13 protein-coding genes are annotated in these 13,102 nt (G+C 68.2%); 4 read left to right on the top strand and 9 right to left on the bottom strand.

Going from position 1 to position 13,102, the window contains the following annotated elements; translation table 11 throughout:
* Positions 1–68: 68 nt before the first annotated feature.
* The 4 genes from ACREPD_RS19940 to ACREPD_RS19925 all read left to right on the top strand — a co-directional run bounded on the left by ACREPD_RS19940 (position 69) and on the right by ACREPD_RS19925 (position 4,487).
* Positions 69–1,436: a hypothetical protein gene (locus ACREPD_RS19940; protein WP_431600915.1), complete on the top strand. Its 1,368-nt coding sequence runs from the start codon at positions 69–71 to the stop codon at positions 1,434–1,436.
* A 308-nt stretch (positions 1,437–1,744) separates the two neighbouring features.
* A complete protein-coding gene (locus ACREPD_RS19935; protein WP_421568741.1) occupies positions 1,745–2,179 on the top strand; it encodes a pyridoxamine 5'-phosphate oxidase family protein in 435 nt (144 codons plus the stop codon).
* Between the two features lie 177 nt (positions 2,180–2,356).
* A complete protein-coding gene (locus tag ACREPD_RS19930) occupies positions 2,357–3,013 on the top strand; it encodes a class I SAM-dependent methyltransferase (RefSeq protein ID WP_431600914.1) in 657 nt (218 codons plus the stop codon).
* A 211-nt stretch (positions 3,014–3,224) separates the two neighbouring features.
* Positions 3,225–4,487 (top strand): MFS transporter, encoded by a 1,263-nt coding sequence (locus ACREPD_RS19925; protein WP_431600913.1) that lies wholly within the window; start codon positions 3,225–3,227, stop codon positions 4,485–4,487.
* A 73-nt stretch (positions 4,488–4,560) separates the two neighbouring features.
* Here the strand turns inward: ACREPD_RS19925 and ACREPD_RS19920 are convergent, their stop codons facing one another.
* The 9 genes from ACREPD_RS19920 to mdcA all read right to left on the bottom strand — a co-directional run bounded on the left by ACREPD_RS19920 (position 4,561) and on the right by mdcA (position 12,937).
* On the bottom strand, positions 4,561–5,280 hold the full coding sequence (locus ACREPD_RS19920; protein ID WP_431600912.1) for a GntR family transcriptional regulator: 720 nt from the start codon (positions 5,278–5,280) through the stop codon (positions 4,561–4,563).
* 203 nt (positions 5,281–5,483) lie between these two features.
* Complete coding sequence (locus ACREPD_RS19915) at positions 5,484–6,839, bottom strand: SLC13 family permease (RefSeq protein WP_421568748.1); 1,356 nt, start codon at positions 6,837–6,839, stop codon at positions 5,484–5,486.
* A gap of 87 nt (positions 6,840–6,926) precedes the next feature.
* The gene (mdcH, locus tag ACREPD_RS19910) at positions 6,927–7,847 is read right to left on the bottom strand and encodes a malonate decarboxylase subunit epsilon (protein ID WP_431600911.1); all 921 of its coding nucleotides are present in this window, start codon (positions 7,845–7,847) and stop codon (positions 6,927–6,929) included.
* Positions 7,844–8,689, bottom strand: coding sequence for a triphosphoribosyl-dephospho-CoA synthase MdcB (mdcB, locus tag ACREPD_RS19905; RefSeq protein WP_431600910.1), 846 nt, complete (start codon positions 8,687–8,689; stop codon positions 7,844–7,846). The genes mdcH and mdcB overlap by 4 nt, the downstream gene beginning before the upstream one ends.
* Positions 8,686–9,357, bottom strand: coding sequence for a malonate decarboxylase holo-[acyl-carrier-protein] synthase (gene mdcG, locus ACREPD_RS19900; protein WP_431600909.1), 672 nt, complete (start codon positions 9,355–9,357; stop codon positions 8,686–8,688). The genes mdcB and mdcG overlap by 4 nt, the downstream gene beginning before the upstream one ends.
* Complete coding sequence (gene mdcE / locus ACREPD_RS19895; protein ID WP_431600908.1) at positions 9,350–10,060, bottom strand: biotin-independent malonate decarboxylase subunit gamma; 711 nt, start codon at positions 10,058–10,060, stop codon at positions 9,350–9,352. The genes mdcG and mdcE overlap by 8 nt, the downstream gene beginning before the upstream one ends.
* On the bottom strand, positions 10,057–10,965 hold the full coding sequence (locus ACREPD_RS19890; protein ID WP_431600907.1) for a biotin-independent malonate decarboxylase subunit beta: 909 nt from the start codon (positions 10,963–10,965) through the stop codon (positions 10,057–10,059). Before ACREPD_RS19890 ends, mdcE begins: the two co-directional genes overlap by 4 nt.
* Complete coding sequence (mdcC, locus tag ACREPD_RS19885; RefSeq protein WP_431600906.1) at positions 10,962–11,282, bottom strand: malonate decarboxylase acyl carrier protein; 321 nt, start codon at positions 11,280–11,282, stop codon at positions 10,962–10,964. The genes ACREPD_RS19890 and mdcC overlap by 4 nt, the downstream gene beginning before the upstream one ends.
* Before the next feature lie 11 nt (positions 11,283–11,293).
* A complete protein-coding gene (gene mdcA, locus ACREPD_RS19880; RefSeq protein ID WP_431600905.1) occupies positions 11,294–12,937 on the bottom strand; it encodes a malonate decarboxylase subunit alpha in 1,644 nt (547 codons plus the stop codon).
* Positions 12,938–13,102 lie beyond the last annotated feature (165 nt).

Genomic DNA, 13,102 nt, shown 5'->3' with positions numbered 1-13,102 from the left:
GGTCACGACCGTTGGTCGTGACCGCATGCCGGCCGACAGCAAGCCCGGTCAACGAAAGGAACTCCACCATGTACCATCTGTTTCTGCTGGCGCTGCTCGCGGCGCCGGCCATTTCTCCTGCTGCCGACATCGACGCCGGCCGTGACTGGCAGCCCGGCGACCACCATGTACACAGCGAGTGGAGCGTGGATTGGGACCGCAGCACCACGCCGCCCACGCCGATTCGCGGTGGCGACTCGTCCTACTCCCGCACCCGTAATGCCGAGCAGGCACGCCACTTCGGGCTGCGCTGGATGGTGCACACCGACCACGGCGGCCCCGGCCACTCGGCGGTGACCCGCGACCATGCGTACCCGGCGCTGTTGCTGGCACGGCAGGCGGTACCGGAGGTCATCCAGTTCAACGGCATGGAGTTCGACGTGCCAGCCGGCGAGCATGCCTCGCTGATCATCGCGCCGGGTCCGCAGGAGGGCGAACAGCTGTTCGCGATCGAGCGCGATTACAGCCGCGGTGAACCGCTGCAGGACGGCAGCCGCGATACCCACCAGCACATGCTGGATGCCTTGGCGCATATGCGGGAGTTGCGTCCGTTGCCGCTCATGCTGATCAACCACCCCTCGCGTACCGCGACCGGGGTGGGGCAGTGGGGGGAGGTCGAACCTGCGGAGTTGACTGCCTGGCATGACGCCGCGCCCCAGGTGCTGGTGGGCATGGAAGGCGCCCCTGGGCACCAGGCCACCCGCACCGAGCGCGGGCTGTACCGGAATGCTGCCGCACCCACCTTTGGTGGCTTCGACCAGATGACCACGCAGGTCGGCGGGGTGTGGGACCAGATGCTTGCCGCCGGCACGCGTTTCTGGATCACGGCCAGTTCGGATTCGCATGTGAACGTGCGCGATGGTGGCAGCGACTTCGACCCGGGCGAGTACAGCAAGACCTACGTATGGGCGCGCCCGGAGGCCGACGACATCCTCAGTGGCGTGCGCGCAGGCCGCATGTTCGCGGTGACCGGTGACCTGATCGACGCGCTGGAGCTGACGGTGCAGGCCGCCGATGGCAGCGGCGCTGTGGGGCGGATGGGCGATTCCCTCACGCTTGCAGCGGGTACGCCGATGCGGGTGGAGCTGCGCGTGCGTGCACCCGAAGGGGCGAACGCGGCCGGACAACATCCGGCGTTGCAGCAGTTGCAGTTGATCGTCGGCAGTGGCGATGGAAAGGCCCCGCAGATGCAGACCCGGCGTTTCACCGCGAAGGAGTGGCAGCAGGACGGCGCGTGGTACCAGGTGTCATGGCAACTGCCCGCACCGGCCGGTGGTGGCTTCGTGCGCGCCCGTGGCAGCAATACCGATGAGCCGACGCCGCTGGCCGACATCAAGGGTGAAGGTCCCTGGCAGGACCTGTGGTTCCATTCCAACCCGGTATTCATCAGTCGGTGACGCAAGGGCCGGCCTGCGGCCGGCATTTCCAGTCATTGTCATGCGTCCCCGGGCGTTGCAGCTGTCATCGGCAGTCGTTTGGAAACCGACTCTACCTGGTGCGCGGCTGCTGCAATTCCCGCAGCGCGTCGGGCGCCGGTAGGGTCGCATCCCAATCGACTGCAGTGGATGCTTCAACGTTCGATGGCGGCATGACAACAACCGGCATCAGCAGTTCACCCCCGTGAACGCCATGGCAGGGCGCCTGCACGACCCGGTCACGGGCGCCCGGCGACGCTTGTGCAACACATTCACCGCGGACCCTGTCGATGACCACGCTGACCCTGCACGACCTGGCCAAGAAGATGGCCGGTATCGACTTCGCCATGCTGCAGACTTTCGCCCCCAATCACGAGATCGCGGGCCGGCCCATGAGCAACAACGGCGACGTCGATTATGACGGCGACAGCTGGTTCTTCGCCCTCGACAGCACCGACATGGTGCGCGAACTGCAGGCCGAGCCGAACGTCGCCCTCAGCTTCACCGGCAGCAAGGGCCTGCTGGGCAAGCCACCGCTGTTCGTGTTCGTCCAGGGCAAGGCCAGGCTGGTGCGCGACAAGGAGGTCATGCACGACCATTGGAAGAAGAGCCTTGAGCGCTGGTTCGAGCAGGGCGTGGATACGCCCGGGCTGGTGCTGATCCACGTACACGCGCACCGCATCCATTACTGGGACGGCGAAGACCAGGGCGAAATCCAGGTCTGATTCCCAGCGCCGCGCCGGCCACGGGTGAAGGGCGGGCAGCGCCCATCCTGTAGGATGGGACCGTCCCACGCCGTTTCGCGCGTCCTGCGCGGCCGTGTTCCGGTCGCCCGCTTCGCTCCCCTTTCGAGCCGTCCGTCAGTCTTGATGGACCGGTTCTCCGTGTTTCATGGAGCGCACATGCCGGGCTATACCACCCGCATTCTCACCATTCCTGTCGGCGGCCACGACTTCCGCATCCGGGCCCTCAGCGATCTGCAGCAGTTCGCCGACCCCACCGGCCGCGCCGAGCGTGCCGGCATCCATTCCTCATTGTGGAGCCTGTTCGGCCAGATCTGGCCGGCCGGGCGGGTGCTGGCCGACGCCATGAGCCAGTTCGACATCGCCGGCAAGCGGATTCTTGAACTGGGGTGCGGCTTGGGCCTGGCCAGTCTGGTGCTGGCCCAGCGTGGCGCCAACATTGTGGCCAGCGACCATCACCCGCTGGCCGAGTCCTTCCTCGCCTACAACGCCGGCCTCAACGACCTGCCGTCGGTGCACTACCGCGATCTGCCGTGGGAGCTGCCGGATGCGACGCTGGGCAGGTTCGACGTGATCATCGGCAGCGACGTCCTGTACGAGCGCGGCCATGGCGTGCAGATCGCCGCCATGATGGAACGGCACGCCAAGCCCAGCGCGGAGCTGCTGATCACCGACCCGGGGCGCGGCAACCTGGGCGGGTTTTCGCGCGCGATGACCACGCAGGGCTACGAGGTGGAGGAGCTCAGCGGCTTCGGTGAAGACGAAAGCGCCTCGCCGGGGCGCGGCCGGCTGCTGCGCTACGCCCGCACCGCGTAACGACACGCCCTGCGTGTCCCAGGGATGCATGAATCACGAGCCGCGTAGCGACACGCCATGCGTGTCCCAGGGGATGCATGGATCAGGCGCAGCGTAGCGACACGCCACGCGTGTCCCAAGGGATGCGTGGATCGGGCGCCACGAACGGACACGCACGGCGTGTCCCTACGATGACATCGCCTGCAGGTGACCTGTCGTAGGCTCTAAACCCATGACCAATCCACCCCCGGCCACGCCGACCCGCTCCATGATCGTTGCCGGCCTGTCCACGGTAGTGGAGTGGTACGACTTCACCCTGTATCTCTACCTGGCCACGGTCCTGTCGCGGGTGTTCTTCGGCGGTGGCGAGAGCGCATTGCTGGCCACCCTGGCGGGGTTTGCCGTGTCCTACCTGATGCGCCCGCTGGGTGCGCTGTGCTTTGGCCATCTGGGTGACCGCTTCGGCCGCCGCTACATGCTGCTGGCGTCGATGGCCCTGATGACCGTGGCGATGCTGGCCACCGCGCTGCTGCCCACCTTCGACAGCATCGGCGTCAGCGCCGGCGTGCTGCTGTTGCTGCTGCGCTGTGTCATGGCGTTCTCGGTCGGCGGCGAATACACCGGGGTGGTGGCCTACCTGCTGGAAACCGCGCCGCCTCGCCGCAGGGGACTGGTGACCTCGCTGGCCTCGGCGGCCAGCGAAGTAGGGGCGCTGCTGGCGGTCGCGCTGTCGGCGTTGACGGTCGCGCTGCTGAGCACCGCGCAGCTGGATGGCTGGGGGTGGCGGATTCCCTTCCTGGTCGGCGCGGTACTGGCCGGGGCGATCCTGCTGGCGCGCTCGACCATGCACGAATCGCCCGAGTTCGAGCGGCAGCAGGCGGAAGGCACGGTGCCGACCTCGCCGATCCGCGATACCTGGCGTTTTCATCGCGCGGCGGTGGCGCGCACCTTCGCGATTTCCGCGCTGGGGTCGATCACCTACTACGTCGGCATCACCTATGTGCCGGCATTCCTCGGTTCTGCCGGTGGCGTCGGCGAATCGCAGGCGCTGTGGCTGTCCACCGTGGCGGCCGTGGCCGTCATCGGCGTGACGCCGCTGGCCGGCGCGCTGTCGGACAAGGTCGGGCGGCGACCGGTGCTGATCGGCCTCGCGGTATTGTCTGCATTGCTGCCGTTGACCATGTTCGGGCTGATGGCGAAGGGAAGCGTCGTCCAGATCGCCGTGGCGGCCGTGGTGCTGGCCTGCCTGGCCGGGGGTGTCAGCGCCGTTGCCGCACCGGCCACCGCCGAGCAGTTTCCCGGCGAAGGCCGGCTCAGCGGCCTGGCGCTGGGCGTGACCATGGCCACCGCCTTCTTCGGCGGCGCCACCCCGCTGCTGGCCGAACTACTGGTACGCCACACCGGCTGGGCGGCCGCGCCGGGCGCCATGATCGCCGCCGTAGCGCTGCTCGTGCTGCCGGTCCTGTGGGGCCTGCGAGAAACGCGCCCAACGTAGAGCCACCCCATGGGTGGCTGCGAGATGCCCAATCGAAGCGCAGCCACCCATGGGGTGGCTCTACGGCGGGATGTTACGTCCCGCCTTCCGTCGGCAACGGCGCCGGCACATTCAACAACCCGCCCGCCGCCACATACGCCGCCAACGCCTGCCCCTGGCTCAGCAGGTGCCGCTCCATCGTGCGCTCCGCCGCCTCTGCATCACGCTGCCGGAAGCACTCCATCAACTCGCGATGCTCCGCCAGCGACTGCGCCGTACGCCCCGGCGTCAACAACTGCCGCCCACGGTGCATCTTCAAAATGCGATGCAGATCGTGCGTGATCCGGATCAACCACGGATTTCCAGCGTAATGCTGCACCGTCTCGTGAATCAGATAATTGTTGCGGTAGTAGTCCGCGATATTGCCGTCCGCCGCCGCCGCTTCCATCGCCGCATGCAGCGCTTCCAACTGCTGCACACCGGCGTCGTCGATATGCTTCACCGCCTCATGCGCGCAACGGCCCTCCAGCATCGCCATCACCGGAAACAGCTGGTTGAGGTCTTCCAGCGTCAGCCGGGTCACCCGCGCGCCACGCCCCGCATCAATCTGCACCAGCCCCTCGGCCGCCAACAGCTTCAACGCCTCACGCAGCGGCGTACGGCTGATCCCCAGCTCCTCGCAAAGCCCCGGCTCATCGATCCACTCCCCCGGCGGCAAGCGGTAGTCATAGATGCGCTCACGCACGTGCTCCGCGACCTCCTCATAAAGAGGAGCACGCTTCTTCGAAGAACGCGGAGCAGGGGCAATGGCCATCAGCGAATTGTATGCCTTCTTTTCCAAGGCCACCGACACAGTCTCTAAGGCGGGTCGGGGCGGGGTTGCGGGGGTGTGAGCCGCATGGATGCGGCGACCAAGCCTACATGGACGTACTTGCGGCGTCCCCCGTAACCCCGCACCGTCCCGCCACGCCGCAGGGATACCGGCAAAAGGCTGTGGCCGTTGCTGTCGCTTCGCCCTTACATCCAACCCGGCACAACAAACACCAGCCACGCCAGCAGCGGCCCGAACGCCACCACCAGCCCGCTGTAGACCAGGAAGCGGCGGAACAGCGATTCGCGCTCTTCCTTCGCGGCCGAGGCCACCACCAGCGCACCGTTGGTCGAGAACGGACTCACATCCACGATCGTGGACGACACCGCCAGCGCGCAGATCACGCCCGCCGCGCCCAGATGACCCTGCAGCAGGAACGGCACCGCCAGCGGAATCGTGGCGCCCAGCACCGCCGCCGATGACGCGAATGCCGACACAATGCCGCCCACATAGCAGACCAGCAGCGCACCCAGCAGCGGTATGCCGATGTTCGACACCCCATTGCCGATGAAGTCCACCGAACCGGCCTTCTCCAGCACCCCCACATACGTCACCACACCGCAGATCAGCAGCACCGTCGACCAGCTGATCCCATCCACCGCGCCCTTCTGGCTGGTCGGCGAGAGCAGCGCCAGCACCACCGCCACCGTGATCGATACCAGGCCCACATTGAGGTTGTAGATCAGCGCCGCCACGCCCAGCCCGACCAGGCCGACCAGCGTGAACAGCCGCTCGCGGGTCATCCCCACCGCATCCAGCGCATCCGGATCGTTCGACAGCGTGCCGCCGCCGGCCGACACCAGCGCGCCGTGACCTTCGATCGCGAACTGCCGCGACGACGCCTGCGGGCCACCGGCCAGCGCCAGCTCCGCGCCACCCACCGCCACTGCACCGCGCCGCATCAACGCTACCCCGCCGAACGCGAAGAAGCAGATGATCGCCATCATGAAATTGAAGCCCAGGCTGGTCAGGAAGACCGCCATCTCCGTCACCTCCAGCCCTGCCTTCTGCACCACCCCGTTGGTGATGCTGCCGTACACACTGATCGGCGAGAAGCCGCCGGCCTGCGCGCCATGGATCACCAGCAGGCCCATCAGCAGCGGATTGATCTTGTACTGCTTGGCAAAGCGCAGCGCGACCGGCCCGATGATCGCCACCGCCGCCGGGCCCAGCGCACCGAAGGCCGTGAGCACCGCCGTGATCACGAACATCACCCACGGAATGGCCACGATGCGCCCACGCACCGCCCGTACCGCCCAATGCACCAGCAGGTCGATCGTGCCGTTCTTCTGCGCGATGGCGAACAGATACGTGATGCCGACCAGCGTCAGGAACAGGTCGCCGGGGAACCCGCCGAGCACCTCCTTGCCTTCCATGCCGACGAAAATGCCGCCGATGATGAACGCCAGCGCGAAGGCCACCGCGCCCATGTTGATCGGCAGTGCCGTGGCGACGATGAACATGATCACCAGACCGATGATCGTTGCAATTTGTGGACTCATGCGCCCTCCCAGACACGTGATTCGCGTACCGCATGGATGGGAACCCGCCATCCCGGGATGTGGCGTGCTACAGGTGGAGCCGACCGCTCATTGCACGCGGCCCAGGGCGCTGTGCACCCAGGCCGCCGCACCGTCCAGGTGCTGGAATTCTTCGACTGCGCGCACTTCGCAGCACGGGTAGGCGCTGGCCACCATGCGCGCCAGCGCGGTGCCCGGCCCGAGCTGCAGGAACACCCGCGCGCCGCGCTCGAACAGCTGGCGCATCAGCTGCGCCCATTCGATCGTCTGCGCCAGCTGCGCCGACAGCGTCTGCACCATGCCGGCGCGGTCACGCACCAAGCGTGCGTCGATGCCGGCCAGCACCGGGATCTGCGGGCGCCGCCAGTCGATTGCATCAAGTGCAGCCGCGAATGCGGGAACCGCCGCCTGCAGCAACGGCGTGTGCGAGGGCACCGCTACCGGCAGCGGACGGATCTCCGCGCCGGCGGCACGCGCTTCGTCTGCCAGCGACTGCAGGCCGGGCAGGGTGCCCCCCAGAATGAAATGGTCGCGCCCATTGGCGATCGCCACATGCACGGCATGCGCCACGCACAGCGACTCCACCCGCGCGCGATCCAGCCCAAGCACTGCCTGCATGCCGGCGCCGGCAGGACTGGCGGCATCCATGAAGCGTGCACGCTGCGCCGCCAGTGCCAGACAGGACCGCGTATCGATGCTGCCGGCGATGGCATGCGCCGCCAGTTCTCCAATGCTGTAACCGGCCACCATGCCGGGCGTCGGCAGCAGTATGCGAAGTGCCTGCCACTGCGCCAGGCTGGCGGCGCACAGCAGCGGCTGCGCCAGCGCGTTGTCGAAGCGCGCCTCCGCACCTGCCGCGGCGAACACGTCCTGGCTCAGCACGTCACTCACGCCGTCGAGCACATCACGCGCGGCCGCGTTGTCGCGTACCCGGTCGAACATCGCCGGATGCTGCGCGCCCTGGCCGGGGCAGAGCAGGGCCAGGCTCATACGGCCTCCTGCTGCAGCAGGAACCAACTGCAGGCCAACAGATCGGCACTGCCGCCCGGGCTGAGCCGGCGCGCCACGAACGCATCGCCGAGCTGCTGCAGGCGCGGGCGCCAGCCCACTGCAAACGCGCCGCCGTCGGCAATGAAGGCCGCCGCCTCGCTGCGGGCCCAGTGCAGGCCGTCGGCGCCACCCCGGTGCAGCAGATTGAGATCATCCACCTGGGCGATCAGCGTCATCAGCGTGTGGCACAGCGCCGCCTCACGCGGAAGACCCGCCGCCAGCGCACGGCGCAGCGTGGGCAATGCCAGCGCACGCAGCACCGGGTAGCCGGCGGCGGCTTGTTCTCTCACCCCGGCAATGCGGTGCAGGGCACGCGCACGTTGTCCCGGGCTGTTCGGGTCCAGCGGCGCGGCCATCAATGCCGCCGACCACTGCTGTACGGCCACGCAGACCTGTTCGGCCGAGGCCGGCTGCCCGCTGCTGCGGCAGCGCGCGGCGGCGGCCACCAGCAGGCCGAGACTGAAGATGGCCCCGCGATGCGCATTGACCCCACCCGTCGCGCGCAGCATCGCGCCTTCGGCATTCAACCCCAGCGTACGCAGCGTGGAAAATGGCGCATCGTCGGCCCCGGCCAATGCGATGCCGCAGAAATAGTGGCGCAACGCGAACAGGCTGCGCAGGAACGTCCCGGCATCCATGTCGTCATGGCTACCGCGATCAAAGGGAGTCACCAGGCCGGGCTTCGGCGCCAGCGCCAGTTCCGCATGCAGGCTGGCCACGGCCAGCCGCCCCAGCCGCGCCGAATCAACATACCTCGGCAAGGTCTGAATGACGGCGTTCAAAGGGCGACCCCGTAGTGCCACGCCATGCGTGGCAACCTCGCGCACCCAAACAGCAAAGCACGCGCTTCCAACCCGGCCCCATCCACCCGCTTCACCAGCACCTCGCGGGCGCACCCAGCATATTCGCGCCAGTTCACTGCGCCACCATTGGGTAGGCAAAGCTCGCCGTCCAGGCGCCGGTCAAAGCGCCGCTCCCACACCTGCAGCTTCGCCACCAACGCATCGGCCGCATCGGCCGTCTGTACCGACCACAGCAGGTCGATATCCGAACGCGCATGCACGTAGTCAAGGCCGGTAAGCACCTGCCACCCGAACGCGCCGAACACGTGCGCCGGTGCCACGCTGTCCAGCGCCTGAAGTGGCTGCTGCCAGTCCGTGGGAACGCCCGCGTGTGCGCGCACCTCGGCCAGCGTCAGCGGCAGTTGCTGGCGCACGATGTCGCCCAACGGCACGCGCAGCGCCAACCGCTGTTTGCCCTCGGCGGGGATGAGGGGAACGCCGAGGCGCACGCGCGGATCGGGATCGTCCGCCGCGCGGCGCGCGACCACGGCCGGCCAACCGCGCGCGAACCAGTCCGCCAGGCGGCGGTCGTGCGCGGCCACGTCGGCCCGCCAGTCGGCGTGTGCCGACAGCCAGACCAGCGTATGGCGGGCGAGCCGGTCAGGCATCGCCGGCGGCTACCCGTGCGGCCACGCGTGCAGCCAGGCTGCGGCCGCCACGTTCGGCACCGCGTTGTGCGCGGCGGTCGCTGTCGGCCGGCGTGCGCAGGGCCTGCAGCAGCGCCTGGGCCAAGTCGCCGTGCCAGACCGAGTCCACCGCACCCATGGCGACATAGTTCTCCACGCCCGGCGCGAATACCGGCGAGCTCTGGCTGAGCGCCTGCAGCTTCTCCAGCGGCTGCTTGGTCACCCGTGCCATCGCACGCAGGTCCATCACCCGCACCTGCGCATCGGGCAGGGCGTGGATGTGGTCGGCCATCAGCCCGAACGACAGGAAGCCGCCGCTGACCGATTCGCCGTACACCAGCGTGACCAGCCGTGCACCGCGGCGACGGGCCAGGTCCAGCGTCTGCGCCAGGTGCGCGAAGTAGCCGTTGATGCCCAGCAGTTCATCGCGACGCGCCAGCCGCTGGCCGGCGGTATCGACCAGCATCACGATCGGGCGCTGCGGGTGCGCGGCGGTGCTCGCAAGCACGGTTTCCGCGAGTACCAGCGCGTGGTCGACCCCCACCTCGATCTTGTCGGTGGTGCCGATCACGGTCACCTCGCCATCGTCGGTGCTGGCCGTACCGGTCAGGACCGAATCCTCGATGATAATGGCGTGCCCACGCGGGAACAGCGCGTCGAGCAGGGGAGCGAGTGGTGCGGTCATGGCAGCCTCCGGTCAGCGGTTGCGGCCAGGAATGCGTCGGTCTCCAGCAGCGGCAGCCGCTGCGGATCCTCGATGCCCAGCCGCGCCCAGATTTCCAGTCCATCGCGGCAATCGCCCCATGCCTGCGCACGCGCCTTGAGCTCGGCGTGCCGGGCCTGCAACGCGGCCAGGGCGGTATCGGTCACGGTGCTTGTGGTATCCGGCTGCAGGGCATCGAACGCGGCTTGGGCGAATGCCTCGATCGCATCGGGCACCAGCACCTGCGCCTGGTCGATCAGATAGCGGTGCTTGCCGCCGGTAACCCGCCAGACCAGCGCGCGGTCGCGGGCGTCGAACTCTTCCACGCCGCGCACGGTTTCGATCACTTCCGGTCCGGACAGCGACAACCGCCCCTCTTCGGACATGATCACGGTGGTGCAGCAGCGCGCGACGATGCCCATGCCGCCAAACGCACCGTTGCCGCTGCCGATCAGGGCGATCACCGGTACACCGGCCGCGCGCGTGGCGAGCACCGCACGCATGATTTCGGAGATGGCGATGAGCCCGGCATTGGCTTCGTGCAGGCGCACGCCGCCGGTGTCGAGCAGCAGCAGCACGCCGTCGGGGCGGGTCTGCGCGGCGCGCTGCAGCAGGCCGGTGAGCTTGGCGCCGTGCACTTCGCCCACGCCGCCGCCCATGAACTGGCCCTTCTGTGCCGCGACCAGCACGCGCGTGCCGCGCAAGCGGCCTTCGCCGACCGCGATGCCGTCGTCGAAGGCGGCCGGCTGGTCCAGTTGGGCCAGGTGCGGGCTGATCGCGCGCCGCGCCGGGCCGAGCAGTTCCTTGAAAGTGCCGGCATCGAGCACGCCGGCGATGCGTTCGCGCGCATCGGCTTCGTAATAGCTGTGGCGGTGGACGAGGCTCATGCGCCGTCTCCCGCATGCAGCGTTTCCACCGCCTGGTCCAGGCGCAGGCTGACCACGGCCGGGGTGGCACCGGCGTCGTTGATCGACACCTGCACATCGCGCAGCGGATGGCGGCGGGCGAAGTCGGCGATCACCGCTTCCCAGGTCGTGCCGAAGCCCCGCGCGGCGGTGATGATGCGCACCGCCATCGCACCGTCCAGCGCGGCTGGTTCCAGCAGGATTTCCAGGTTGCCCGAGGCCAGCACGCCGACCAGCACCGCGTCGGTGGGGAAGCGCACGGCACGCGTGCCGGTGAATCGATAGTCGAGGGTTTCCATCACAGGTTCCCTTACCAGTTGCGGAAGCGCTTGGGCGGGTCGTACAGACCCCCGGACCAGCGCACCAGGTCTTTGACCGAACGCGCGGCCAGCAGGTCACGGCTGGCATCGCGCACGTGGATGCCGAGGTCGTCGGGGCGCTGGATGACGCCGCGGTCGCGCAGGTTCTCGACCATGGCGCGATCACGACCCAGGCCGACGGCGGTATAGCCGGCCACGCCACGGATCGCCTGTTCGCGTTCCTCCGGGGTGCGGCACAGCAGCAGGTTGGCGATGCCTTCCTCGGTGAGGACGTGGGTGACGTCGTCGCCGTAGATCATCACCGGCGGCAGCGGCATGGCTGCGCGTTCGGCCAGCTCCCAGGCGTCCAGGCGGTCGACGAATGCCGGTGCCATGTGTTCGCGGAAGGTTTCCACCATCTGCACCACCAGCTTGCGCCCGCGCGGCATTTCGCCGGGTCGCGCCGCCTGCCGGCCTGCCTTGAGCCAGGCCTCGCTGGCGTGGCGGCGGCCGCGTGCATCCGAGCCCATGTTGGGCGCGCCGCCGAAACCGGCGATGCGGTCGCGGGTGGCGGTGGAGCTGTTGCCCTGCAGGTCGATCTGCAGGGTGGAGCCGATGAACATGTCGCAGGCATACAGGCCGGCGGTCTGCGAGAAGGCGCGGTTGGAGCGCATCGAGCCGTCGGCACCGGTGAAGAACACATCGCCACGTGCGGCGATGTACTTCTCCATGCCCAGTTCGGAACCGAACGAATGCACCGATTTGACGAAGCCGGATTCGATCGCCGGAATCAGTGCCGGGTGCGGATTGAGCGCCCAGTGCTGGCAGATCTTTCCCTTCAGCCCCAGCGATTCGGCATAGGTGGGCAGCAGCAGTTCGATGGCGGCGGTGTCGAAGCCGATGCCGTGGTTGAGCCGGTTGACCCCGTATTCAGCGTAGATGCCCTTGATGGCCATCATTGCCATCAGCACCTGGATCTCGGAGATCTGCGCCGGGTCGCGGGTGAACAGCGGTTCGATATGGTTCGGGCGCGGGGCCTGCACCACGAAGTTGACCCAGTCGGCGGGGATGTCGACGCGGGGCAGGGTGTCGACGATTTCGTTGACCTGGGCGATGACGATGCCGCCGCCGAAGGCCGTGGCCTCGACGATTACCGGGGTGTCTTCGGTATTTGGACCGGTGTAGAGGTTGCCGTGGTGGTCGGCGGCCTGGGCGGCGACGAGGGCCACGCCGGGGGTAAGGTCGATGAAGTAACGGCCGAACAGTTCCAGGTAGGTGTGGATGGCGCCGATCTGGATGCGTCCTTCGGCGACCAGGTTGGCCAGCCGCACCGACTGCGGGCCGGAGAAGGAGAAGTCCAGTTTGGAGGCGATGCCGCGCTCGAAGACGTCCAGGTGCGCGGGCAGCGACAGCACCGACTGGACCATGTGCAGGTCGTGGACCCGGGCCGGGTCGAGGTCGGCCAGACACTGGGCGAGGAAGTCGGCCTGCTTCTGGTTGTTGCCTTCCAGGCAGACCTTGTCGCCCGGTTCGAGCAGCGCGTGCAGCAACTCGCCCACGTCGGCGGCGGCCACCTCATGGCCGCGTGCCCAGGGGGCGGCGCGCTCCAGGCGGGCCTGGCGGCCAAGGGTTTTGGTATCCCAGCTGGGGGTCATTACGAGGCATCCCGGGGGGTGATGGCGTAATTACGGCATAATTACGACGTGGGATGCAACCCGCAATGCAGCAAAAGCAAAGGCCCGCCGAGGGGGCGGGCCTTTGCTTTTGCGGTAGAGCGGACTGTTAGTCCGCTAGCTGCCGAGCCCGTATCAGAGCAGCGG

The sequence above is a fragment of the Stenotrophomonas sp. genome (assembly GCF_050737075.1).
Classification (GTDB): Bacteria; Pseudomonadota; Gammaproteobacteria; order Xanthomonadales; family Xanthomonadaceae; genus Stenotrophomonas.
Note: the sequence above shows the minus strand (reverse complement) of the source record. Positions and strands in the feature narration are given on the sequence as shown.